This is a genomic window from Bacillus cereus, from assembly GCF_002577405.1.
GTDB lineage: Bacteria > Bacillota > Bacilli > Bacillales > Bacillaceae_G > Bacillus_A > Bacillus_A cereus_AU.
Genome location: NZ_NULR01000020.1, coordinates 20801 through 44416, shown reverse-complemented (window position 1 = coordinate 44416; position 23616 = coordinate 20801). Strand labels below are relative to the sequence as shown.

Sequence of the window (23616 nt, the reverse complement as noted above, 5' to 3'; positions counted from 1 at the left end):
ACGCTTATCCTTCCAAGCGAACATATGAAATAATAGGAGTACGCACAACTACATCTTCCGGTGGTCCATAAGAAGGAGAAGTACGAACACTTACCGCTCCATCCGTCACAGATAAAAGAATGCCTGCAACAATTTCAACAGCGGTTACAACTTGCACTAGCTCACCAACATGGTTACGCAATTCTTCAGTAAATAACATATATGGATCTCCTTTCTTACACTTCTTTAATTGATATAATACTCGTAAATGGTAATAAAACTTCAGTTCCTATTCCCTCTTGCAGTGTTAAGAAATCATCACCAACTGCTACAATCACACCAGTTAACTGGCCAACTGTCACAGTAATTTCCACGTTTTTACCTAAATACTGCTTTGCAATTTCTTTAAACGGTGATGTATTACATTCTTTTAAAATGTTGCAAATAATAGCTTGAAATTGACTTGATTCTATAAATTCTTCTGTAGCTTGCTTAGAATTTCTTTGAATAAATCTTGCGAAGTTTTGCGAAAATAAAAGTCGTTCCACGGCAGGCAGTAACTTGTCATCTAAAAAATAGCCTAATTGTCTATTAAACAGTCGGGATAATCTATGCCAATATTTTTTGAACAGACACATACGCTTCTCCTCCTATTATTTTTAAAGTATAAGGATTTACATCCATACATCTTAATTTATACAAAGCTGACTTTTTTTGTGATAGGTAAGGCATACATTTTCTAGAACATATTCATTATTTTTGTATTACATTAATTAATAATCTTGGGTGTATTTCCTGAGCACGAAAAAAAGGCTATCCAAAAGGACAGCCTTCTACACTTCTATATTTCGCAACATCGTATAAATGTCGTTATTCACTTTACCAAATGATTTAATGTTGTTTTGAATATTAGATAATAAAACAACATATACACTTCCATTTTTACTAAATCCATTTAAACAATTCCAACCTGGCATTACACCGTGATTCGAATAGCTTCCCGGATCGACATACCATCCGAACCCGTAATCTTTTTTCACAGCTGTAAACATTTGATCGTAACTCTCTTTAGAAATTAGCTTTCCAGAGTACAACGCTTCATCAAATAAATATAAATCATGTGCACTCGTATATATATCACCACAACCATATAGTTGTGACATACTTGGAATATTAGGTGTTGTCATATTGTTATTTACGATTTTATAACCCGTTGATGGGAACCTTGTTTGTTCTAACGCTTTGCCGAAACCAGAATGTTTCATACCAGCAGTAGCAAAAATATGCTGTTTAATATATTCTTCTAACGGTTGTCCACTTACTTTCTCAGCGATATAGGCAAGTATCGAATAGTTCGAATCGGAATACTTCCATTTCTCTCCTGGACTCCCAATACGCTTTTGGTTTCCTATCCGCTTTATCAATTCTTCATGAGAAATATCCTCTGTTCCTTGCTCATATTCAGGAATTCCTGATGTATGTGTTAGTAAATGTTTTAACTGGATACTACTACCTTGAGGGAAATCTGGAATATACTTCGCAATCGTATCTTCTACTTGTAATTTATTTTGATCTTTCAATTGCATAATAGCAGTCGCTACAAATGCCTTCGAAATAGAACCAATATAGAAAGTTGTTTCCGAATTATTCGGTACTTGCTTCTCTTTATTCGCCATGCCATACCCTTTATTCAAAAGAACTTTCCCGTTCTTCACAATAACAGCTGTCCCGCTAAATCCTGCATTTTGTAAATATTGATCCAATTGAGCATTTTCATTAATTTCTTGAGGTGGTCCCTCAGCAGGCTTTTCCAAAGCTTGCACTTGCTTCACCTGTTCTTCCTGCTCTTTTTGTTTTTGTGCTTCTTGCTTCTTTTTTTCTTCTTCTTTCTTTTTTAGTTCTTCTTGTTTTTTCATTTTTGCTGCAACTTTTAAAGCTTCTTCTTTCTTATTATGCGCAACAATTTTTGTATACATGACATATACAAGTGAAAATAGTAAGACGAGAATGATTGTTCTTTTTATGTATACAATCGGCCGACGTGCTTTCCCATTCGTATTATTTTTTTCCTGATCCATAATTGCTTTTTTCCCCTTATTTACCGATAATTTAATTCCATTACACAAGATTCATTCCGGATCTTTTTCATAGATTTTTGACATTCCATTCTATATCATCCCTACTTTATCACGCACTGCACAGATTACCAACCTATATGTACAAAAAAGAAAAAGAAAATTTACAAAAGTAAGATTCCCGTTAAATTTTTGATAAAAAAAAGAGGATACCCTCTAAAAAACTGATGTTATCAATCTTTCGGGATATCCTCTTATCTCACTATTTATACGTGTTTTTTCATATCATCGGCAACAGATTCAACATTTGTACCTACGATAACTTGTACACTTGTATTACTTAATTTCATAACACCTTTTGCACCCGCACGTTTTAATGCTGCTTCATTTACTTGACCAGCATCTTTTACTTGTAAGCGTAGACGTGTTGCACAGTTATCAATAACTGTTAAGTTTTCTTTTCCACCTAAAGCTAATACGTAAGTTTCACCAATTGAACCTGCAACTGGTGCATCGCCTTCTTCAGCTAACTCATCGTCATCTTCACGACCAGGAGTTTTTAGATCAAACTTCTTAATTAAGAAGTAGAATACTACAAAGTAAATTGCTGCGTATATGAAACCGATTCCTGCTAGTAACAATGGTTTTGTTGCAATACCGAAGTTTAAGAAGTAATCGATTGCCCCAGCACTAAATGAGAAACCATCGTGAATGCCAAGTGTTGTTGTAATGAATAGAGACAGACCTGTTAATACAGCATGAATACCATATAATACTGGTGATAAGAACATGAATGAGAATTCAATTGGTTCTGTAATACCAGTTAAGAATGAAGTTAATGCTAGACCACCTAACATACCTGTAACCATTTTACGTTTTTCTGGTTTAGCAGCCGCAATCATTGCGAAACACGCTGCCGGTAAACCGAACATCATGATTGGGAAGAAACCAGTCATAAACATACCCGCTGATGGATCTTTTGCAAAGAAGCGTGCAATATCACCATGAACGATATCGCCAGCTGCGTTTGTAAAGTCACCAAGTACGAACCAGAAGTATGTGTTCATTACGTGGTGTAAACCGATTGGAATTAATAAACGGTTTAATAATCCGAATAACCCCGCACCAACTGAACCTAAGTTCACGATACCGTGTGCTACTGCATCAATACCACTTTGAATTGTTGGCCAAATTTGACCGAATACTAATCCTAAAAGAAGCATTACAATTGAAGTAATGATTGGTACGAAACGTTTTCCTGCAAAGAATCCTAACCATTCTGGTAATTTAATCTTATGGAATTTGTTGTATAGTAATCCAGCAACAACCCCAGCGATAATCCCACCGAGTATGGCCATATTAATCTTCGGCGTTAACGCCGCTGCTTTTGAAACCTTTGTCATTGTATCTGCTAATTTAGTTGGATCTACTGAACCAACTAAATCTTGAACACTTTTTAATTTATCATTTAGCTCTGCTGCTGAATATGTCTTACTTAGAGCATTCGTTGTATTTTGTAAAACAAGATATCCGATTGCCCCAGCAAGTCCAGCTGCTCCACTACCATCGACAGACAAACCGATTGCAACACCAATTGCAAAAATAAGTGCTAAATTATCAAAAATTGCTGCACCGGCCTGTGCCATAACAGGAATGTTAAATACATCATCTTGCCCTAAACGAAGCAATAATCCTGCTGCTGGTAGTACGGCGATTGGAAGCATTAATGCTTTACCAATACGTTGTAAAAACTGCAACATTTTAGTTCCCCCTATCAAATTTATGAAATCGTTATCATTATAAGTACGCTTTAGAAAACGCTTTCTAATACATAACCATAATAACATATAGTTGTATAGATGTGTAGTTTTTATTTTTGGATTTTTTATGGATAAGTTTTCTATTTCTAGACTGTTATATAAAAGGAAAATTCTCCTTTTCCAATACAAAATAATCGAAACTAAATGTCCACTATAAAGCTTGTAACTTTCGTTTTATCATTCCACTTTTTCATGTTATTATTTATTTCCGAGCATATCGGGAAAAGTAAACTTAGTTAATTCGAAATAGGAGCGTTGGTACTATGCAGTGCATTGAAACAAACAACTTACAACAGTTGTTAGAACAAGTAAAACCATATACGAAAAAAGGAAAGCTTGCTACTTATATCCCCGAACTAGGAAATGCAAATCCAGATGATTTAGGGATTGCCATTTTCCATAAAGAAACAGAATATATCCATGCTGGCAACTCACAAACACTATTTACTCTTCAAAGTATTTCCAAAGTAATTACACTGGCACTTGCTCTTTTAGATCGTGGTGAAGAATATGTATTTTCTAAAGTTGGAATGGAACCAACTGGTGATCCATTTAATTCTATTATTAAGTTAGAAACGACAAGTCCTTCCAAACCACTTAATCCCATGATAAATGCAGGAGCATTAGCTATTACAAGCATGTTATCAGGAAAAGATAACGAAGAAAAAATGGGGCGTATTCTTCATTTTGTACGTGAAATAACGGATAATCCTACTATTAATTATTCTTCTAAAGTTGCCAATTCAGAATTAGAGACTGCTTACTTAAACCGTTCTCTTTGTTATTATATGAAACAAAATGGCATTATCGATTGTGATATTGAGGAACTTATGGATTTATATACTCGTCAATGTGCAGTTGAAGTAAACTGCATCGATTTAGCACGTATTGGCTTAATTTTTGCAATGGATGGATATGATCCATATAAGAAAAAACAAATTATCCCTAAGCATATTACAAAAATCTGTAAAACATTTATGGTTACATGCGGTATGTATAACGAATCTGGTGAATTTGCAATTCGTGTTGGTATCCCTGCAAAAAGCGGTGTAGCTGGTGGTATTTTTGGCTGCGTAAAAGGCGAGATGGGGATTGGCATTTTCGGCCCGGCTTTAGACGCAAACGGAAATAGTATCGCTGGTTTTAAAATTCTTGAACTTCTTTCTGCTCAAGAAGGTTGGAGTATTTTTTAATCCGACGTTATCCTGCTCATATAGCAGGATTTTTTTTACGAAAAATTCATTGTTACTGCTCATCAATAACCTTATAAAAACAGTACTAAAAGTTTCTCTATATCATGCATATTTGCTCCCCCCTCCTGAATAATATAGTACAACCTAGCGCTATATGTGGAGGTGTGAAAGATGAAACTGATATTTCAAATGGAGAAACAACCTGTTCTTGAAAAAACAATTCTTCTTTTTATATTGAGTATTGTAGAAAGCTTGAAGCTAAAAGTTGTTTCACTCGACGAAGCTCACCGATACATATTCAATTTAGAAGTACTTGAATTATTAATGGATCGAAACATCGATGATCAAGTGCTTGAACTTATTCATTTCGGAATGGGACTTGAAGACATTCATCATGTACTTCCTGAAGAACTTGAGCATACTATCGAAGAATTAAAATGGCTTTGCATCCAAGTGTTAAGTGAATACAGTATGCATGAAGAATCAGAACAATTAATTGAAGATATACGCTAAAAAGCACCTATATAGGTGCTTTTAATGTTTTTTTAAACTATTTTTATACGCCTCAATATTTACTGGTAACTCTTCCTCTTCTAAAGTATGTTCATTTACATCTTTATGAATGAACGCACCTTTAGGTGGTTGATGATCATGCCCTTTTTTCTTATGATCAAATGCTTTCCCGCGTCCCATATGGCTCCCCCTTTCTTTAAAAGAAATCCGTATTAGTATGGAGAAAAGTACGTCGATATATGCAACCCCTTGCTGTATTTCCAAGGAAATACTCGAATCGTGTTTTCTATTCTCCTTACAACAACTGATCGATCCCAATAAGAATTAATAACACTCCTGCAATTATCGTCGCCCATTTCCCTAAGTATTCAGCTAAAAATCGTTTTCCCACATAGGCAAAACCACTAATACAAATGAAACTAAACGCCCCAGAAATACATGCTGTAAGCCAAAGGTTTAAATTTGTTACTCCAGCATCAAACCCACCTGCAATATTATTAATAGATAATGCCACTCCTAAAACAATAGCTTCTGAAAATGTTGAGCAACTGTGCCTGTCTGTTTCATATACTTGTAATAAATGCTCAACATTTTTTCAACAATATAAAGGAGTGTCAACACTATGCCTAAAGAAAATCCAAACGAGCGACTTGGTAAATTAATAAAAAAAATTTTAAAAGAACGTGCCTTATCCATGCGCCAACTAGGAATACTTACAAATATTGACCCTGCAACAATCTCAAGAATTATGAATGGCAAACAACAACCAAAACAAAAACATCTACAAAAATTTGCAGAATGTCTGCAAGTTTCGCCCCAATTGTTATTTGATGAGATGTATCCTGATTCTCCTCATATAAATAAAGAGAAGACGGATATGTACACATCTCTTGATACAATTCAGCAAACCCTGCAATCCTCTAACTTATTCGATTTCAATTACACAACAACTCGCGTAAAAAAAGAACTTGAAAATTACGAACGCTATGCGCAAACAACAGAAGGTGAAAAACGTATTCATGAAAGTTTCGCAAGCAAATTAGAACAGATTGATAGTGCAGGCCCTTTCATTGAACAATTAACAGATATGTATCAACAATTTTGCAGTGAAACCATTTCAAAAGAAGAACGTGCAGTCCTTGGAGGCGCATTACTTTATTTCATTTTATCAACAGATATTATCCCTGATTATCTCTTTCCAATTGGCTATTTAGATGATGCGATTGCCGTTGAATTAGCGAAAGAAAAGTTAATCGAACTAAAACGAAAGACATAAAAAATAAAGAACTATTTCAGTTGTTATTTCTGTTCAACTCTGAAATAGTTCCATAAAAAAACGTACTAGCCTATTTTTTTGTATGACACCATTCATATATGAATGCTGTTATCACTTTTGTAAATTCAATTAACTGTTCCACTTCAACTTTTTCATTTACAGAATGAGCCTCTTCTAATGTACCTGGTCCGTAAATAACCGCTGGAATATGAAATTCACTAAACCAACCACCATCCGTTACCGTTGCAGACATATCTAAAATTGCATTTTTACATAAAATAGATTCGTGTACTGAACTAAGAGTTTTCACAGCTACATGTTCACTATCTACTTCTAAAGAAGGGAAAATTTCACCACGATCCACAATCATCGATTCTCCGCCCCACTTAAATTGTGGTGGATTTTCACTTAACCATAGATCAGCAGCTGCCACTTTCCCAATATACTCTTCAATTTCCTTTATTATTTGTTCATGCGTTTCATTTGGATAGAAGTGTACTGTTATCCATAACCTGCACTCATCCGCAATAAACGCTGCATGACGCCCACCTTCAATAACAGCCGGATTAATTGTTGTTGTTCCAGATGGATAGCCTTCATATGTTTTCATGACTGCCCAATGACGCTCTAATTCTTGTAAGCTCTGCACAATTTTCATCATTTTTTCAATCGCACTCGCACCAAATAAACGTCCGCCCGCATGAATCATTTGTCTACGTGTTGCATCATGAAATGTTTGCGGGCTTTTCACAGTAATCCATCCAGTGATTACGCCCCCCTGTCCTTGCATATGTAAATCACTTGTATCCACTACTACTGCAAAGTCAGCATCGTAACCTCTTTTACAGCATTGAAGCGTACCTGCTTCTCCAACTTCTTCCCCAATTACTGATTGAAAGATTAAATCTCCAGGCAGTTCAATACCAGCTTCTTGTAAAAGCTGAATAGCAAATAGCGCTCCAGCTAACCCACCTTTCATATCAGCTGCACCGCGGCCAACTAACCAGCCATCTTTTGTAAATGGATCAAATGGATTTGTTTCCCACGCCTCATCTGCTGACACTTCAGCTACATCCATATGCCCATTAATAATAAGACTTTTATGTGTGTCACTTTCTATTCCTTTTTTTAGCCCAACAACGTTCGGGTCATTAGGATATACATCCCATTTATCAATACTGAAATTTCGTTTTCTTAGAAACTCCGCAACAAATTCTTGCGCCTCATTTGTATTTCTCGCCGGTGGTGCAGGTGTTTCAAAACGAATTAATGTTTTTGTAAGTTCTAGCAATTCCTCTTTCCTTGCATCTATTTGTTTTAACAACTGCGAAACTTCTGGATTCATCACCAATTCCCCTTTGCGTACGTAATATGTTTCCAGCTTTATTTTCACAAAAAAAGAGACTGTTTACAATTTTACAGTCTCTAAATTACTTACAAGTTTCTAATATGTTTATAAACTCTCTACTTCAGTTGTATTTACTTTTTCAATTTGTTCTATTTTTCTATTCTTATTTTTTGTCGCGCGATAAAACAGTAAACAAACAATCATAAATGGGATACCACAATACAATGCCATTCTTTGTTCTGGAATAAAGGCCATACCAACGATTACCGTTAAATTTAATACTAGTGCAAGAAGCGGTACAAATGGATACAATGGTGTTTTAAATTTCAAGTCCTTAACATCCCCACCCTGCTTTACATATGTTCTTCGAGCCAATAAGTTAGATAAAGCGATAGACGCCCATACTAATATTGCGCCAAATCCAGCAATAGACAAGAGCCATAAATAAACTGTGTCTTCCGCGTAAATACCTGATAGTAATGAGAGACATCCTACAAACGTACTTACAATCAAAGCATAGATAGGAACGCCGTTTTTAGATAACTTACCAAAAATCGGGCTGATCATCCCTTGATTAGACATAGACCATAGCATACGGGAAGTTGCATATAATCCTGAATTCGCAACTGATAGAACTGCTGTAATAATAACAAAATTTATAATATCAGCCGCATAAGGAATACCAATCTTATCAAATACAACTACGAATGGACTTTCTATCACGCCAGCTTGCTGCCAAGGAAATAGTCCCGCAAGAATAAAAATAGATAGTACAAAGAAAACAAGTATACGCCAAACTGTATTATTAATTGCCTTCGGGATCGTTTTCTCTGGATTTTCACTCTCTCCTGCTGCAATACCAACTAGTTCCGTTCCTTGAAAGGAGAAATTGACTGCAATCATCGTAACTAAAATGGCTGATAATCCATTTGGGAACAATCCACCGTAATCAGTAAAGCTAGAGAACATCGGTGCCGGTTCATTTCCTTTCATATCTAGAAAACCAAACATTGCTGCCCCGCCCAAAATAATAAATGCAATGATTGTAATTACTTTAATACTTGCAAACCAGAATTCAACTTCCGCAAAACTTCTTGAAGATAACGCATTAATAGCAAAGAGCAGTACTGCGAACACTACACACCAAATCCATGACGGTACATCAGGAAACCAGCGTTTCATCAAAATACTAACTGCAATTAATTCAATACCTATCGTAGCAGACCAGTTTAGCCACGACATCCATCCGACTACATAACCCGCTGCAGGGGAAATGTGCTTTGTAGCATACGTTTGATAAGATCCTGCGTCAGGCATCGCAACCGCTAATTCTCCTAGACAGAGCATCGTTAAATACATAACAAATCCTCCGACAAGATATGCTACAATCGCTCCTCCAGGCCCAGCTTCATGAATTGTATAACCAGATCCTAAAAATAGACCTGTACCAATAACTCCTCCAAGTGCAATCATAAAGATGTGCCTGCTTTTCAATTCCCTTTTCAATCCTTGGTTTTGATCCATCATATAAATCCCCCCCTTTTCAATTTACAAACCTATTCAATGTAAGCGTTTTTAAAATTATTTATAGTAAAAATAATGATTTAAAAGAGCAAAACTACATATCATTTACATTAATCACTGCCTGTTATTAAAAGGTCATCCCTCACTGTTATTAATAATTTTTGATCAGCGATAGCTTGTCCCTCTACTACTTCTAATGATTCGATATAACCACTGATTCCTATCTTAATTTCTACTTTCTGTTTATCTATTGTTTCAATTAACGCTAATTTCTCCCACTCGTATACGTAAGAACTTTCCATAACGAATAACTTCTCTACTTTCCCGTAACAAGGACTATACACGCCTTCTATAACTGTCTTCACTTTATAAACTCCTCCTTCTTATTAATTGACACTGGAACGTTGCATATCCTGTAAAGATTCATATTCTCCCCTCTAGAGATTTTGAATATTATTTATGCAAAATACGTACCAACCTCTAATTCGTATATAAAATAAGAGTTTTGTATAAAAAAATCTGCCTAACTGCAAAATTTTTCTATCATTTGAAAAGTTTTAAAAGAAAAATAGCAAAAAAATTTTGCGATTTTATAAGAATTTTATTAAAATTATAAAAAGTCAGTCTTCATAGGGTAAAACGAGGGGAAGATACTACATGCATACAGAAGAAATCAATTTCAAAAAAATTCTTGAAATGAATATGCTATATGAAACTTTACTCAATGAACTCGATATCGGGATTCATATTATTAATGAGGAAAGTAAAACGATTATCTATAACCGCAAAATGATGGAAATTGAATCAATGGATCGTTCGGATGTGCTATATAAAAATCCTTTAGAAGTATTTGCATTTGAAGAAAATAAAAATAGTACTCTTATAGAGGCATTAAAACTTGGAAAAACAAACAAAAATATAAAACAAACGTATTTTAACAATAAAGGGCAAGAAATTACGACAATCAACAATACTTTCCCCATAATAGAAAACGGAAAAATTAAAGGCGCTATTGAAATTTCAAAAGAGATTAGTCATTTAAAACAAACAATGAAAACGAACCTTTCTCGAAAACAAAATACTAAGTTTACCTTTGATCACATAATTGGTGATTCTAGAGCTATTCAATCGGTCATTACAGAAGCAAAGAGGGTAATTCGTACATCCTCATCCATACTTCTCGTAGGAGAAACAGGGACTGGTAAAGAACTATTTGCACAAAGCATCCATAATGAAAGTCAACGTTCAACAAAACCATTTATTTCACAAAACTGTGCAGCTATACCTGATACCCTAATGGAAAGCTTATTATTTGGTACGAACCGAGGTGCATTTACAGGAGCTATAGATAAAGCAGGTCTATTTGAAGAAGCAAATGGAGGAACTTTGTTATTAGATGAAATCAACTCATTAAGTCCAACACTTCAAGCTAAGTTACTGCGAGCTATACAAGAAAAAACAATACGAAGAATCGGAGGCACACAAGAAAAAGAAATTGATGTTCGTATTATAGCAACTATCAATGAAGATCCCTTCGAAGCCATTACACATGATCGATTAAGAGAAGACTTATATTACCGATTAAGCGTCGTTACTTTATGTCTTCCACCTTTACGGGAACGAAAAAAAGATATTCCAGCTCTTGTTCAACACTTTATCGAGAAGTATAACATTCAATTTGGGCTCGGCGTAACGGATGTAGATGTAAATGTAAGAGAATTCTTTTATGCATACGATTGGCCTGGAAACGTACGAGAATTGGAACATATCATTGAAGGTTCAATGAACTTAATAGAAGATGAGAATATCATTACAGCTTTTCATATACCAACTCGCTTTCGCGAACTAATAAAAAAAGAATTCAATATGCATCCTTCCCTAACTAATTACAATACTGATACACCTAAAACTTTAAAGCACACAATAGAGGAAATGGAAAAGAAATACATCAATCAAATTCTTAAAGAAAATAAAGGAAATATCTCACAAGCCGCAAAATTTTTAGGATTGAGTAGACAAAACTTACAATATCGAATTAAAAAATTGCATTTACACATATGAAATGAACCTTTCTCTAAGTGTAAAAAAATGGAAAAAAATATTATAATAAATACATACCATGCTAGAAAGGGGCTCTATATATGAGTAATGATAAAAAATTAAAGTTATTACACTACTTATACCTTCTCCCTGCCGTTCTATGTATGATGTTATTCCTTAATGGTGATATGAGTAGCTTCCCTTATGCAAAGCTATTAGGAACAATTAGCGGCTCCTTTGCAGCTATTATGCTTGCTGCTTTTTGGAATTTGAAGTTGCGTATGAAGAAAGAGAAATCTTCTTAACGCCAAACCATAAAAAAATCGAGCCTACACAGCTCGATTTTTTTACTAATTATTAAAACTCAACACTCTCCAAATACAATCCACTCGCCTCAGCAAGACAATTAATTTGATTGCGCTGTTTTCCCTCTAAAATGTGTGGAATTGTTTCAGCATCTAATTGTCCTAATCCAACCTCAATTAATGCCCCAACAATTTTTCTCACCATATTATGAAGGAAGCCGTTACCACTTACTCTAATTAGTACAAATCCTGCCTCTTCCATTACATCCAGTGTATACACTTCACGAACCATAGACTTCTTCTTTGATTTCGCATTTGAAAAAGCAGTAAAATCATGTGAACCAATTAAATGTTTCGCAGCTTGTTTCATGTTTTCTACATTTAATTTCTTATTCACATGCATGCTGTATTTACGCATAAATGGATTTGTATGCTCTTTATTCCAAATTTTATAAAGATAGGTTTTTGCTTTAGAATTGTAACGAGCATGGAAGCGATCTTGTACTTCTTCTACACTCGTAATGCTAATATCGTTGGGTAAATATTGATTTAAATACTTTTTCACCTTATGTTCTACTAACTTCTCATCACTTTGAAAGTTAGCAACTTGATTCAAAGCATGTACACCAGCATCTGTTCTACTACAACCGATAATTTCAGTTTCTTTCCCGACCATTTCAGATATTACACTTTCGATTTTCCCCTGAATCGTATTATCGTTATTACCAAGACGTTGCCATCCTTTAAAACGTGCACCGTCATACTGAATCGTTAATTTATAATTGTTCATCGTATTCTCCTTCATAGAAAATATTCCCTCATATCATGAGGGAATATAAATAAACTTTACTTTTTAACAAGTCTCACTACATTTTCTACATGAGCTGTATGCGGGAACATATCAACAGGTTGTACATATTCCACTTCATAACTCTTCATTAATGCCTTCACATCACGTGCTAACGATGAAGGATTACACGATACGTATACAACTCGCTTCGGCTGTACCTTTAAAATTGTTTCCAATAATTTATCGTCGCAACCTGTACGTGGTGGATCGACAACAATTACATCTGGACGCCATCCTTCTTTTACCCACTTTGGTAACCATTGTTCCGCTTTACCAGCTTCATATTTCGTATTAGTAAATCCGTGGCGTTTTGCATTTTTCTTTGCATCTTCAATCGCTTCTGGAATTACATCCATACCGCGTACTTCCGCTGCATCATTCGCAAGCCAAAGACCAATTGTACCGACACCACAATACGCATCTACAATTTTCTCATTACCTGTTAAAGCCGCTGCTTTTTTCGCTTCATCATATAACACAACTGTTTGTTCTGGATTCAACTGGAAGAATGCACGTGCTGATAATTCAAATGATAAATCACCAAGTGTTTCTTGAATTACTTCTTTTCCAGCTAATTTAAATGTTTTATCACCAAAAATAACAGATGTTTTACGCCAGTTTACGTTTTGCATAATTGATTTAACAGCTGGCATCTGTTTTTGTACTTCTGCAATAAATTGTTCTTTATTTGGCAACTCTTCTTTTGTTGTAATAAGTGTGACTTGTACTTCCCCTGTTTGCACTGCAGTACGTGTTACAATTGTGCGTACTAAACCTTTTTGTTTTTTCTCATTGTAAATAGAAACATTTAATTTTTCTAATATACGTCTCACAACTTTTGTCGCTTCATTCGTTGCTTTATGTTGAATCATACAATGGGCGATATCAATTAACTGATGTGAGTTTTGTTTATATAGCCCTGTAATAACCTTCTCGTCTTTACGCCCCACTTGTAATTGACTCTTATTACGATAATGCCATGGATTTTCCATGCCAAGTGTCGGACGAATTTTCTCTTCCAAAGTGTTATTCATGTACTTCTCAAATGCTTGTACAACGATATCACGTTTTTGATTTAATTGTTCTTTATAATCTAAATGTTGCAGCTGACAGCCACCACACTCCTCATATACTGGACACGGTGCTTTCACACGATGTGGTGACGATTTACGAATTTTTTTCACTTTCGCTTCAGCGAAGCCACGCTGAATTTTCGTTGTTTCAGCAACAACTTCTTCTCCTGGTAATGCCCCTGGAATGAAAACAACCTGTCTCTTAAAATAACCAACGCCTTCTCCGTTAATCCCAAGACGTTTAATTGTCACTGGGAACGTTTGACCAACTTCCAACTTACTCTCATGTTGCTTTTGTATCATTATTACACCTCTACTCTATACTTTTCCATAAATATAACGCTGCATAACTGCAGTATGGTTCACACTCTTGTTTCACGTTTTCTAAAAATGCATCATCCGGTTTATCATCTAATTGAAATATACCTTGCACTGCGCGCTGAATTCCGATGTCTGCTTTTGGAAACATATTTTTCCGTCCAAGCCCAAACATTAAAAAGTTTTGTACTGTCCATGCACCAATCCCCCTAATTGGTAACAATTGTGCCGAAACCTCTTCTTCCGCCCTGGTTTCTATACTCGCTAAATCTAATTTACCGTCTACAATATGTTTTGCTAATCCTACTATATATTCAGCCTTCCGCTGACTAAACTTCTGCTCTCTCAATTCTTCTATTGAAATATTTGCTACTATTTCCGGAGTGGGGAAAAAGAATACACCGTTCTTCTCTATTCCATATCGTTTTACAAATTGTTCTGTTAACACAGTAGCAAATTTCAAATTTATTTGTTGATGAATGATACAGCGAAGTAAACACGCAAAATAATCGAATTCTAAAATAATTGGAGTATAGGCATACATTTCAAATAGTGGACGTAATGATGTGTTTAAAAAATGATTTTGTATATCTTGAAACGAATCATTCCAATGAAAAATGGACCTCATTCGTTTCATTACTTTCTCTGGATCTCCTGTCTGACTAGAAATCCAAAACTGTGGATTTTGAACGGTACCAATCCCTTGCAAACGAACAACAATCTGTTCTTCGTCTATACAAAGCGGAATATACATGACTTTCTCATCTAATTGAATAACGTTTAATGGGTCAAAAGATAAACGCTTTAGCACTTCTTCAAAGTGGTACGGATACTCTAACGTAACATGTTCGCTCCACATACGTTTCCCCATCCTTTTTACACATCATTATAGCATGAGAAAACCGCAAGCATACATGCTTACGGTTGATTGCTTTTTACTAAGTCATCTAGACTTTTAAAATGATACCCTTTCTCGCGCAAATCATCAATGATTTTCGCAAGCGCTTCTGCATTATCTTTTGAAATCGCATGAAGTAATAAAACAGATCCTGGATGAATCATCGTCATTACATTATTATGCGCATATTGCCATCCTCTTTGCTGATCTACTTTCCAATCCAGAAATGCGAGTGACCAAAATACATTATAATAGCCCATTTCTTTCGTAAGAGCTAATGTTCTTTCACTAAATACGCCGCGCGGAGGACGTACATATTTCACTTCTTTTTGACCCGTTACTTTTTTAATTTCTTCCGTTACACTTGTTAATTCTTCACGAAGTTTTGCATCATTTACCGCTGTAAAATCAGGATGACTCCAAGAATGATTTCCAATAATATGTCCTTCATCTTTCATTCGTAATAATAAATCTTTTTGCGTTTTAATATAATGCCCTGTTACAAAGAAAGTAGCTGGCACTTTCTTCTCTTTTAATACATCTAAAATCTGTTCTGTGTAGCCATTTTCATATCCATTATCAAATGTTAAATAAATGTCTTTCTTCTTCGTATCTCCTAAGTAAAAACCACCATTTTTTTGTAGTAATTCTGTATATAACTTCCCTGCATCTGGTACTGTTTCATTTTTAGGACGCGGGATTCCCCAGTTATGTGGGGTATTCGTATAAGCAAATGTTGAAACTGGAACAAGTGCCATCATAATTGAAAAAATGAGACCTATATATAACCATTTATATTTCATAAATAGTCTCCTTTCCATATATAATCGTACCTGTAGTTTCTGTTTCCTTACTTTTTTTCATGCTGAACATGTTTTTCTATATATGCCAAAAAATGCACCTCGAATCATTCGAGATGCATTTTTATTTACTTAAATACTGGCTCTTTAAAGCTCGCTAATTTTTCAAGTGATGTTTTATCAACATCTGCATGCAAACTATTCCCGTGAGAGTCCATCGTTACAACTGCTTTAAAGCCTTCAATACGTAAATGCCACATTGCTTCTGGAATACCGAATTGTAAGAAGTCAACATTTTTCACTTCTTTAATACATTCCGCATAATACTGCGCTGCGCCACCAATGGCATTTAAGTAAACACCACCGTGTTCTTCTAAAGCAGCTAATGTTTTTGCACCCATACCGCCTTTACCAATTACAGCACGAATGCCGAACTTCTTCATAATATCACCTTGGTATGGCTCTTCACGAATACTTGTCGTTGGGCCTGCTGCTTTAATTTGCCAATTGTCATTCTCGTCTTTCACTACAACTGGACCACAGTGATAAATAACTTGTCCATTTAAGTCTACTGGACAATCGTTATCCATTAAGTGCTTATGGATTGCATCACGCCCTGTATACATCATGCCATTAATTGTTACAACATCACCAACGCGAAGTTCACGAATTTGCTCTTCTGTAATTGGTGCTTGCAGTACAATCTCACGTTGCTCTGTTTTTTCTTGTGCTTCGTGCTGAAGTGTATCGTCACCTTCTTGATATAACCAATCCATAATTTCTCCTGTTTCAGGATGGATCGTTACGCCAAGACGTCGGTATGCCCAACAATTATACGCAACAGATACATAGAAGCTAGCTGGCAGGCGATTATATACGCCAATTTTACAACCAAGTAAAGTTGTTTCTCCGCCGAATCCCATCGTACCAATGCCAAGCTTATTTGCATTCTCTAATACGTACTCTTCAAGTTTTTGTAACTCTGGTACTGGATTGACATCATCTAATGTACGGAATAATTGATTTTTTGCTAATTCGTAACCTGATGTGCGGTCTCCCCCGATACCGACGCCGATTACCCCCGCGCTACAGCCTTGACCTTGCGCTTGATATACTGCATGAAGAAGGCATTTACGAATTCCTTCTAAATCACGACCTGCGCGTCCAAGTCCTTCTAATTCACACGGTAAGCTATATTGAATATTTTTATTCTCACAACCGCCGCCCTTTAAAATTAAACGTGCATCAATATAATCTTTTTCCCATTGCTCAAACTTAATAACTGGTGTACCTGGTCCTAAATTGTTTCCACTATTGTCTCCAAAAAGAGAATCAACAGAGTTGGGACGAAGTTTACCATCTTTTGTCGCCCGCTCAAGCGCACTATAGATAGCTTCCTTCAGTTTTAATTGATTCACACCAACTGGTGTATAAATTTTAAACGTTGGCATCCCTGTATCTTGGCAAATCGGCGAGATATTATCATCTGCCATTTTAATATTATTTGTAATTGTGCCAAGTGCCATCGCAGAACGAGTCCCTGCATTCTCTCGTTCCTTTGCTTGTTGAATTGCACGACGAACATCTTTCGGTAAGTTCGTTGACGTTTCAACAATTAGTTGATACATGCTTTCTTGAAGCTTTTCCATTGTTACTTCCCCCTCAATTGTGAACGCTACCAAAACGTTATGAGATAAAAATTCCATTATTACACTCTTCAGCTTTTTTATTTATTTCACGCCATTAAAGGTTAAATGAAATTTTTCACAACTTGATTATACCTCTTTTTCTACCGTCCTTCTATTATCCGTACAGAAAAAGGCTACCAATTTTGTATTGGCAGCCTTTTTAATATATTATTCGTCTTTTTTAAATTGCTCACATTTTAATTCTAATTCATCTAACATCGCAAGAAGACGATCTACATCTTCTAACTCTACTTCTTCAGGTTCAATTGTATCAATTACTTCAATGAACATATTTAGACGTTCTTTTAAATATACTAATTGTGTATCTTTATCTTGAATTGCTTTTCCCATGAAGGCACTCTCCTTTTAATTCGAGTTGCTTTTATTATACCGCAAAAATGATTGCTATGGGCATGAAATTTCATCAATTTTGTCACGGTCATCCGCTATAATGTAAGCCCTCTCTCTTTTTCCGCTAAAAAGTTTCACTTTATAAAAAGTACATATTCTTCTATTATAGAGAATGGACAAATTGTTATTTCAATAGTCAAAGGAGTATTTCATATGACGATATCACAAAAAATGAAGCCGATTACTCCTTCTTACGATCCATGGGAAGCGTATATGGACCTTGAAGAGTACGGCAAACTACTATTAACAAATGTTGAGTTTACAACGACAACGTTATGCAATATGCGCTGTGAGCATTGCGCTGTTGGTTACACGTTACAGCCGAAAGACCCAAATCCGCTTCCGATGGATCTTTTATTAAAACGATTAGATGAGATTCCTCATTTACGTTCTTTAAGTATTACTGGCGGAGAACCTATGCTTTCAAAAAAATCCGTCGACAACTATGTAACACCACTCTTAAAATACGCTCATGACCGAGGCGTTCGCACTCAAATCAACTCAAACTTAACTATAGATTTAGCACGTTACGAACAAATTATTCCTTATTTAGATGTACTGCATATTTCTCATAACTGGGGAACAATTGATGACTTCGTTGAAGGCGGATTTGCAATGATGGAGCGTAAACCTACGTATGAACAACGTGCAAAATTATTTGAAAGAATGATTACAAATAGTAAAGCATTATCAGATGCAGGTGTACTCGTATCAGCCGAAACGATGTTAAACAAAAGAACTCTACCACATATTGAACATATTCATCGTCAAATTGTTGAAGAGATGGGCTGTAAACGTCACGAAGTACATCCAATGTATCCAAGTGACTTCGCGAGCAATTTAGAAATTTTAACAAAAGCTGAAATTCGTGATGCAATTGAGCATTTGCTAGAAATTCGCGATGAAAATGTATGGATGTTATTCGGGACATTACCTTTTTACGCTTGCAGCGATGACGAGCGAGACGTAGCTACATTTAAAAAATTACAAGAAAGCAAAAATGTAACTGTCCGTAATGATCCAGACGGTCGTTCTCGTTTAAACGTCAATATTTTTGATGGAAACATTATCGTGACCGATTTCGGTGACGTTCCGCTTCTAGGTAACATACAAACAAACACACTACAAGAAGCTTATGACAAATGGAGTGCTTCAAAAACAGCAAAATCATTAAGCTGTCACTGTCCTGCAGTAAAATGCCTTGGACCAAATGTTCTTGTAAAAAACAGCTACTATCCAACAGAAGATTTCTTATCAAAAAAATCACACATTACATTATAAATAACAAACGTCAGCTTATAAGCTGACGTTTTTCATGTTATTGCGAGTGAGAAGAAGAAATGAATTTAAAATATAAATGATCATGAATTGGAATTGCTGCTCCAATTCCTTGAGAAGTAATATTTTTTACAACAAGCCTTTTTTGATTTCCCTTTAACACAAGGTACACTTCTCCAAATGTTACTTTTCCTTTTTCATTTACCGCTGGTGTATAAGCGTATAAATATCCGAGTTGACTCGGACTAATATTGTACACACGCTCATGTCCCGTTCCATAACCAATAGTCGTTTTAAACGAAAGGGGCAATTGTACCTTTTCAAGTGCTTTTAGGAGCATCATTTTTTTCACATCTGTGGCATCTTTCATGTCTGCTGTTAAATCACCCTCAACTGTCCTTTGCGTTTCTTGCTTATAACGAAGTGGATATAATCGATCTCCTCCGCGATTATCATACACATTGCGATTCACTTGCTTATATTCCCAATTAATTGATGTATCTATCGATTCATAATTTAAAGCCCATTGGCCTAAATAAATTTTCGCACGGTACCCTACCGCAAGTGGCGCATTTGAAATGGTTGTTTCATTAAACATTCGAATTAAATCAGGGTTTTCAATTTTAATATTGGCTGTTTTCAATAGTTCTTGAGCAAACTTACTTGGCTGCAAACGCGGCATATCTTGCGCATCGTTTGGAAACGTATTGTCTTTTGAAATATTTAAAACAGATGAAGGCATTTTTGTTTCTACCGTTGTCTTTGCAAAACTACTGTTAGGAAATAATAAAATAAACGAGACCATGGCTGAAAGACATATGCTGTATACTCGTTTCACCTGTCTGGCTCCTTCCTACGTAAAGGTATATATACTACTTTGTTTATTGTTTTCTCTGGGCACAATTGTTATGCCTATTTTTCATAATAAATAAAAACCAATTCCCATAATGATATACGCCGCTAAAAGCATTCCTCCTTCAAACCAGTTTGTATCTCCATCATTTGAAATCGCAATCGTTAAGAAAACGGCTGTAATCATGGAAACAAGTTCTGGTACTGTAAATACTAAAGGCATCTTTTGTGCAAAGAACATGGAAAGTAGTACCAATACCGGAGCAACAAACATAGCGATTTGTAATGTAGAACCTACTGCAATTTCAACTGCAATATTTACTTTATTTTTATAAGCCATAATAATTGCAGATGCATGTTCTGCTGCGTTCCCAACAATTGCCACGATAATAACCCCTATAAATAACTCTGACCAGCCAAACGACTTTGCAACTGTCTCAAATGTATGCACAAGTGCCTCTGACACATAAGCTACTGCAATTGTTGCTATTGCTAAAACAAGTAAAGCTTTACCTTTCGACCACTCTGGTTCTTCCTCATGTGCTACTTCATCACTCTTATGTTGATATACACCGCGGTGCGTAACTAACTTAAACAGTAACGCCGCAAGGTACATAATAATCATAATAATAGAAACACCGATACTTAATTGATATGTCTTTCCAGCATCCATCTTCATCGAAAAAATCTCCGGAATAACAAAAGCTACGACAACAGCAAATATTAATAAAGCTGAATTATGCCTTGCATCATACACATTAAAACTTTGTCTTTTGTATTTAAGCCCTCCTACAAAGAAAGATAACCCTCCTACTAGTAATAAATTCCCAAGTACAGAACCTGTTAAAGAAGCTAACACCACTTCAACTAATCCTGCCTGAAGTGCAAAAATTGAAATGATCAGTTCAACGGCATTACCGAAAGTAGCATTTAATAATCCCCCTATTCTAGGGCCAGAAACAATTGCCAAACTTTCTGTTGCTCTCCCCATAAAGCCCGCTAATGCGATAATAGTAATACAATATACAGCAAACATAATTGTTTGGGGCCAATGCATTGTTTTTCCGAGTACAGAAAGTGGGACGCCTATAAGTGCTACTATAAGAAATATTTTATTAAACATGCTTTTCATCCTTTCATCGTATGTATTTCTTCTCACTATTATTATTATTCTTCTCCTAACTTGTCCCATTTCATCACAATTACGTTTAAAAAATCAGATTGAAGAAAACAGTATGAAAGATATTTAAATTATCTTGTTTAAACGAAGAAAATTATAAATTATGAAAAGAGGTTAAAAGTATGCACTTAAAAGAAAAAATCGCGACGATTATTCACGGACAAAGAACTGGTGTGTTATCAACTGTACGTAACGATAAACCACATAGCGCCTTTATGATGTTTTTCCACGAAGATTTTGTGTTATATGTTGCAACAGATCGAAAATCAAAAAAGATAACAGATATTGAAAACAATCCAAATGTACATGTACTACTCGGACGAGAAGGAAAAAAATTAGATGAAGACTATATTGAAGTTGAAGGCTTAGCTTCAATCGAAGAAGACTCAACATTAAAAAATAAGTTTTGGAATAATAGCTTAAAACGATGGTTACTTGGTGCTGAAGACCCTAATTACGTACTAATAAAAATCAATCCCGACACAATTTATTACATCGATGGTGCTGGTACGACTGAGCCCGAGTTTTTACGACTATAAAGTGAAAACAAGCCCCCTTAGGTGGGCTTGTTTTGTCGAAAAGTTCCACTAAAAAAACAATAAAATAGGTGGAACTTTCTAAAGATTCTGTTATATAATAGCAGTAACTTAAATAAACTGTATTAAAACAGATTGAGAGGGGAAATAAAATTGATGAAAAGAGAAGAACGAAAAAACATGATTGAGTTTATTGAAAAGAAAAAAGGAATTGAACGTGACGAATTATTATTTATGACGGACGATGAAGTAGAGCATATTTATAATGTAACGTACTTTTTATATGAGGAAATTGCAGAGTAGTATACTAATCCCCACCTTATTAAAAAAATAAGGTGGGGATTATTTCGTTATTTATCCCGCTATTTGTGGGAAGTAAAACTCCCACCTCAAAATTCAGGTGGAACAAAGAAGTTAGGTAGGAGATCAACTGCCCGTAAGTGCCCGATTGATGAAGGCTAATAATCAGTGGGGATGAACACACCCCCACTGATTAAAGCTTCACTTTATACATGAGAATGATTTTCACGTATAATAATGTACGATTGGAGGAATTTTACTATGAGTTCTTGGCTATTATTCGCACTATTATCAGCAGTTGCCGCTGCCTTTGTATCTATTTTCGGAAAGATTGGTTTGGATGGAATCGATGCCAATGTTGCAACCACGATTCGATCTATTATTATGGCCTTATTTATGGTTGGAGTTATTATTATACAAGGTAAATTTCAAAATATCGGTGATGTTCTCTTAAATAAAAAAGCACTGCTATTTATCACATTAAGTGGGGTTGCAGGTGCTTCTTCATGGCTATTTTATTTTCTTGCCTTAAAAACAGGAAAAGTCTCACAAGTCGCCCCTGTCGATAAATTAAGTGTCGTCTTTTCCATTATTCTCGCTATGATTATATTAGGTGAAAAGTTAAACTTTATGACTGGTATTGGTGTAGTCTTTATTACAGCTGGTGTACTATTTATTGCTTTCAGCTAAAAAACCGCTATTAGCGGTTTTTCTTTTTCTTTATGTAAAACCATACAATACATGCAACAACTGCTGAAATGATTAAAATCCATATTCCATAATGATGTAGACTATACTCAACGAAGCGCCACTTCTCTCCTAACTTCCAGCCAAGCCCGATAAAAACACTTATCCAAATGAGTGCACCGCCGTAAGCATATAAACAAAAACGCCACCATGTTAAATTCGAAACTCCAGCAAAATATGCTGTTAAATGACGTACTCCTGGTATAAAGTAACCAATCATTAAAAGAAATGGGCCGTATTTTTCAAATAAAATATGTGTTTTTTCAATGTGATGTTCTTTAATTCTAATTTTCGGTCCATATTTTTTTAAAACAGGAAGACCCAGTTTTAAACCTAATATATAACTTAATGTAATACCTAACATCGCACCCGCCATCCCGCTTAGAAACGCAGCTGCCCCTGACATAACTCCTTTTGAAATATTATAACCAACAAAGGTCAATAAAAACTCGTCTGGTATCGGTAATCCGACAATCCCACCAGCCAAAGCTATAATAATTCCAAAATACCCATAATGCGCGATTAACTCGCCAATATGTTGTTCCATTCGGAAGACACATCCTATGCACGATCGTTATTCCATATTGTGCCCGTTCTATCTTTAAGACAAAC

The 23616-nt window shown here is 35.5% G+C and carries 26 protein-coding genes and 1 pseudogene; 9 read left to right on the top strand and 18 right to left on the bottom strand.

From position 1 onward, the window contains the following. Positions 1 to 4: 4 nt before the first annotated feature. The 4 genes from COC96_RS22795 to nagE form a co-directional block, all read right to left on the bottom strand. On the bottom strand, positions 5 to 199 hold the full coding sequence (locus COC96_RS22795) for a hypothetical protein (RefSeq protein WP_097903415.1): 195 nt from the start codon (positions 197 to 199) through the stop codon (positions 5 to 7). A gap of 16 nt (positions 200 to 215) precedes the next feature. After that, positions 216 to 617, bottom strand: a complete 402-nt coding sequence (locus COC96_RS22790) for a DUF2642 domain-containing protein (protein WP_098769419.1) — start codon at positions 615 to 617, stop codon at positions 216 to 218. Positions 618 to 812: 195 nt separating this feature from the next. Next, on the bottom strand, positions 813 to 2057 hold the full coding sequence (locus COC96_RS22785; protein WP_098769417.1) for a serine hydrolase domain-containing protein: 1245 nt from the start codon (positions 2055 to 2057) through the stop codon (positions 813 to 815). A gap of 263 nt (positions 2058 to 2320) precedes the next feature. After that, positions 2321 to 3814 (bottom strand): N-acetylglucosamine-specific PTS transporter subunit IIBC, encoded by a 1494-nt coding sequence (nagE, locus tag COC96_RS22780; protein ID WP_098268522.1) that lies wholly within the window; start codon positions 3812 to 3814, stop codon positions 2321 to 2323. 323 nt (positions 3815 to 4137) lie between these two features. Here nagE and glsA point away from each other — a divergent pair, with 323 nt between their 5' ends. Both glsA and COC96_RS22765 read left to right on the top strand, forming a co-directional pair. Further along, a complete protein-coding gene (glsA, locus tag COC96_RS22775; RefSeq protein WP_098268523.1) occupies positions 4138 to 5067 on the top strand; it encodes a glutaminase A in 930 nt (309 codons plus the stop codon). A gap of 171 nt (positions 5068 to 5238) precedes the next feature. Continuing rightward, complete coding sequence (locus tag COC96_RS22765) at positions 5239 to 5580, top strand: DUF3969 family protein (RefSeq protein ID WP_000766602.1); 342 nt, start codon at positions 5239 to 5241, stop codon at positions 5578 to 5580. A 21-nt stretch (positions 5581 to 5601) separates the two neighbouring features. Here the strand turns inward: COC96_RS22765 and COC96_RS27645 are convergent, their stop codons facing one another. Beyond that, entirely contained in the window at positions 5602 to 5760 is a 159-nt protein-coding gene (locus COC96_RS27645; RefSeq protein ID WP_000532409.1) for a hypothetical protein, read from the bottom strand. A 115-nt stretch (positions 5761 to 5875) separates the two neighbouring features. Continuing rightward, a pseudogene (locus COC96_RS22755) lies at positions 5876 to 6121 on the bottom strand (manganese efflux pump); the annotation flags it as partial. A gap of 81 nt (positions 6122 to 6202) precedes the next feature. Between COC96_RS22755 and COC96_RS22750 the strand changes: the two are divergent. Continuing rightward, positions 6203 to 6856 (top strand): DUF1232 domain-containing protein, encoded by a 654-nt coding sequence (locus tag COC96_RS22750; RefSeq protein WP_098769415.1) that lies wholly within the window; start codon positions 6203 to 6205, stop codon positions 6854 to 6856. 70 nt (positions 6857 to 6926) lie between these two features. On the opposite strand, the gene COC96_RS22745 is transcribed toward COC96_RS22750, so the two are convergent. From COC96_RS22745 to COC96_RS22735, 3 genes are all read right to left on the bottom strand, one after another. Further along, positions 6927 to 8249 carry an acetylornithine deacetylase gene (locus tag COC96_RS22745; RefSeq protein WP_142340032.1) on the bottom strand — a complete coding sequence of 441 codons (1323 nt, stop codon included), beginning with the start codon at positions 8247 to 8249 and terminating at the stop codon, positions 6927 to 6929. A 60-nt stretch (positions 8250 to 8309) separates the two neighbouring features. After that, positions 8310 to 9731, bottom strand: a complete 1422-nt coding sequence (locus COC96_RS22740) for an amino acid permease (protein ID WP_098268526.1) — start codon at positions 9729 to 9731, stop codon at positions 8310 to 8312. A gap of 107 nt (positions 9732 to 9838) precedes the next feature. Further along, complete coding sequence (locus COC96_RS22735) at positions 9839 to 10093, bottom strand: biotin/lipoyl-containing protein (protein ID WP_098268527.1); 255 nt, start codon at positions 10091 to 10093, stop codon at positions 9839 to 9841. 292 nt (positions 10094 to 10385) lie between these two features. On the opposite strand from COC96_RS22735, the gene COC96_RS22730 reads away from it, so the two are divergent. Both COC96_RS22730 and COC96_RS22725 read left to right on the top strand, forming a co-directional pair. Continuing rightward, on the top strand, positions 10386 to 11789 hold the full coding sequence (locus COC96_RS22730) for a sigma-54 interaction domain-containing protein (protein ID WP_098268528.1): 1404 nt from the start codon (positions 10386 to 10388) through the stop codon (positions 11787 to 11789). Between the two features lie 80 nt (positions 11790 to 11869). Continuing rightward, on the top strand, positions 11870 to 12073 hold the full coding sequence (locus tag COC96_RS22725) for a hypothetical protein (RefSeq protein WP_098268529.1): 204 nt from the start codon (positions 11870 to 11872) through the stop codon (positions 12071 to 12073). Positions 12074 to 12125: 52 nt separating this feature from the next. Here COC96_RS22725 and truA read toward each other — a convergent pair whose 3' ends face one another. From truA to COC96_RS22695, 6 genes are all read right to left on the bottom strand, one after another. After that, positions 12126 to 12863 carry a tRNA pseudouridine(38-40) synthase TruA gene (gene truA, locus COC96_RS22720; protein WP_098769411.1) on the bottom strand — a complete coding sequence of 246 codons (738 nt, stop codon included), beginning with the start codon at positions 12861 to 12863 and terminating at the stop codon, positions 12126 to 12128. Between the two features lie 56 nt (positions 12864 to 12919). Then, positions 12920 to 14299 carry a 23S rRNA (uracil(1939)-C(5))-methyltransferase RlmD gene (gene rlmD / locus COC96_RS22715; RefSeq protein WP_000615191.1) on the bottom strand — a complete coding sequence of 460 codons (1380 nt, stop codon included), beginning with the start codon at positions 14297 to 14299 and terminating at the stop codon, positions 12920 to 12922. 10 nt (positions 14300 to 14309) lie between these two features. Next, positions 14310 to 15173, bottom strand: a complete 864-nt coding sequence (locus COC96_RS22710; RefSeq protein WP_098268531.1) for a DNA-3-methyladenine glycosylase family protein — start codon at positions 15171 to 15173, stop codon at positions 14310 to 14312. Between the two features lie 59 nt (positions 15174 to 15232). Further along, positions 15233 to 16015, bottom strand: coding sequence for a delta-lactam-biosynthetic de-N-acetylase (gene pdaA, locus COC96_RS22705; protein WP_098268532.1), 783 nt, complete (start codon positions 16013 to 16015; stop codon positions 15233 to 15235). Positions 16016 to 16140: 125 nt separating this feature from the next. Then, positions 16141 to 17661, bottom strand: a complete 1521-nt coding sequence (gene fumA / locus COC96_RS22700; protein WP_097903399.1) for a class I fumarate hydratase — start codon at positions 17659 to 17661, stop codon at positions 16141 to 16143. Positions 17662 to 17868: 207 nt separating this feature from the next. Next, positions 17869 to 18051 carry an SE1561 family protein gene (locus COC96_RS22695; protein ID WP_000513558.1) on the bottom strand — a complete coding sequence of 61 codons (183 nt, stop codon included), beginning with the start codon at positions 18049 to 18051 and terminating at the stop codon, positions 17869 to 17871. A gap of 213 nt (positions 18052 to 18264) precedes the next feature. On the opposite strand from COC96_RS22695, the gene yfkAB reads away from it, so the two are divergent. Beyond that, the gene (yfkAB, locus tag COC96_RS22690; protein WP_097903398.1) at positions 18265 to 19392 is read left to right on the top strand and encodes a radical SAM/CxCxxxxC motif protein YfkAB; all 1128 of its coding nucleotides are present in this window, start codon (positions 18265 to 18267) and stop codon (positions 19390 to 19392) included. A 37-nt stretch (positions 19393 to 19429) separates the two neighbouring features. Here the strand turns inward: yfkAB and COC96_RS22685 are convergent, their stop codons facing one another. After that, positions 19430 to 20227, bottom strand: a complete 798-nt coding sequence (locus COC96_RS22685) for a YfkD famly protein (RefSeq protein ID WP_098268533.1) — start codon at positions 20225 to 20227, stop codon at positions 19430 to 19432. A gap of 81 nt (positions 20228 to 20308) precedes the next feature. Continuing rightward, positions 20309 to 21364 (bottom strand): calcium/proton exchanger, encoded by a 1056-nt coding sequence (cax, locus tag COC96_RS22680; protein WP_142340031.1) that lies wholly within the window; start codon positions 21362 to 21364, stop codon positions 20309 to 20311. A gap of 179 nt (positions 21365 to 21543) precedes the next feature. Between cax and COC96_RS22675 the strand changes: the two genes are divergently transcribed. The 3 genes from COC96_RS22675 to COC96_RS22665 all read left to right on the top strand — a co-directional run bounded on the left by COC96_RS22675 (position 21544) and on the right by COC96_RS22665 (position 22947). Further along, complete coding sequence (locus COC96_RS22675) at positions 21544 to 21960, top strand: pyridoxamine 5'-phosphate oxidase family protein (RefSeq protein ID WP_097903395.1); 417 nt, start codon at positions 21544 to 21546, stop codon at positions 21958 to 21960. 153 nt (positions 21961 to 22113) lie between these two features. Continuing rightward, positions 22114 to 22260 carry a BH0509 family protein gene (locus COC96_RS22670; RefSeq protein ID WP_000817786.1) on the top strand — a complete coding sequence of 49 codons (147 nt, stop codon included), beginning with the start codon at positions 22114 to 22116 and terminating at the stop codon, positions 22258 to 22260. Positions 22261 to 22518: 258 nt separating this feature from the next. Continuing rightward, a complete protein-coding gene (locus tag COC96_RS22665) occupies positions 22519 to 22947 on the top strand; it encodes an EamA family transporter (RefSeq protein ID WP_098268535.1) in 429 nt (142 codons plus the stop codon). Between the two features lie 10 nt (positions 22948 to 22957). On the opposite strand, the gene COC96_RS22660 is transcribed toward COC96_RS22665, so the two are convergent. Next, positions 22958 to 23551, bottom strand: coding sequence for a DedA family protein (locus COC96_RS22660; protein WP_098268536.1), 594 nt, complete (start codon positions 23549 to 23551; stop codon positions 22958 to 22960). Positions 23552 to 23616 lie beyond the last annotated feature (65 nt).

Excerpts from the sequence above, each read along its gene's own strand:
- COC96_RS22795 (WP_097903415.1), bottom strand. The coding sequence starts at position 199 with ATGTTATTTACTGAAGAATTGCGTAACCATGTTGGTGAGCTAGTGCAA.
- COC96_RS22790 (WP_098769419.1), bottom strand. The coding sequence starts at position 617 with ATGTGTCTGTTCAAAAAATATTGGCATAGATTATCCCGACTGTTTAAT.
- COC96_RS22785 (WP_098769417.1), bottom strand. The coding sequence starts at position 2,057 with ATGGATCAGGAAAAAAATAATACGAATGGGAAAGCACGTCGGCCGATT.
- nagE (WP_098268522.1), bottom strand. The coding sequence starts at position 3,814 with ATGTTGCAGTTTTTACAACGTATTGGTAAAGCATTAATGCTTCCAATC.
- glsA (WP_098268523.1), top strand. The coding sequence starts at position 4,138 with ATGCAGTGCATTGAAACAAACAACTTACAACAGTTGTTAGAACAAGTA.
- COC96_RS22765 (WP_000766602.1), top strand. The coding sequence starts at position 5,239 with ATGAAACTGATATTTCAAATGGAGAAACAACCTGTTCTTGAAAAAACA.
- COC96_RS27645 (WP_000532409.1), bottom strand. The coding sequence starts at position 5,760 with ATGGGACGCGGGAAAGCATTTGATCATAAGAAAAAAGGGCATGATCAT.
- COC96_RS22750 (WP_098769415.1), top strand. The coding sequence starts at position 6,203 with ATGCCTAAAGAAAATCCAAACGAGCGACTTGGTAAATTAATAAAAAAA.
- COC96_RS22740 (WP_098268526.1), bottom strand. The coding sequence starts at position 9,731 with ATGATGGATCAAAACCAAGGATTGAAAAGGGAATTGAAAAGCAGGCAC.
- COC96_RS22730 (WP_098268528.1), top strand. The coding sequence starts at position 10,386 with ATGCATACAGAAGAAATCAATTTCAAAAAAATTCTTGAAATGAATATG.
- COC96_RS22725 (WP_098268529.1), top strand. The coding sequence starts at position 11,870 with ATGAGTAATGATAAAAAATTAAAGTTATTACACTACTTATACCTTCTC.
- truA (WP_098769411.1), bottom strand. The coding sequence starts at position 12,863 with ATGAACAATTATAAATTAACGATTCAGTATGACGGTGCACGTTTTAAA.
- rlmD (WP_000615191.1), bottom strand. The coding sequence starts at position 14,299 with ATGATACAAAAGCAACATGAGAGTAAGTTGGAAGTTGGTCAAACGTTC.
- COC96_RS22710 (WP_098268531.1), bottom strand. The coding sequence starts at position 15,173 with ATGTGGAGCGAACATGTTACGTTAGAGTATCCGTACCACTTTGAAGAA.
- pdaA (WP_098268532.1), bottom strand. The coding sequence starts at position 16,015 with ATGAAATATAAATGGTTATATATAGGTCTCATTTTTTCAATTATGATG.
- fumA (WP_097903399.1), bottom strand. The coding sequence starts at position 17,661 with ATGGAAAAGCTTCAAGAAAGCATGTATCAACTAATTGTTGAAACGTCA.
- COC96_RS22695 (WP_000513558.1), bottom strand. The coding sequence starts at position 18,051 with ATGGGAAAAGCAATTCAAGATAAAGATACACAATTAGTATATTTAAAA.
- yfkAB (WP_097903398.1), top strand. The coding sequence starts at position 18,265 with ATGACGATATCACAAAAAATGAAGCCGATTACTCCTTCTTACGATCCA.
- cax (WP_142340031.1), bottom strand. The coding sequence starts at position 21,364 with ATGTTTAATAAAATATTTCTTATAGTAGCACTTATAGGCGTCCCACTT.
- COC96_RS22675 (WP_097903395.1), top strand. The coding sequence starts at position 21,544 with ATGCACTTAAAAGAAAAAATCGCGACGATTATTCACGGACAAAGAACT.
- COC96_RS22670 (WP_000817786.1), top strand. The coding sequence starts at position 22,114 with ATGAAAAGAGAAGAACGAAAAAACATGATTGAGTTTATTGAAAAGAAA.
- COC96_RS22665 (WP_098268535.1), top strand. The coding sequence starts at position 22,519 with ATGAGTTCTTGGCTATTATTCGCACTATTATCAGCAGTTGCCGCTGCC.
- COC96_RS22660 (WP_098268536.1), bottom strand. The coding sequence starts at position 23,551 with ATGGAACAACATATTGGCGAGTTAATCGCGCATTATGGGTATTTTGGA.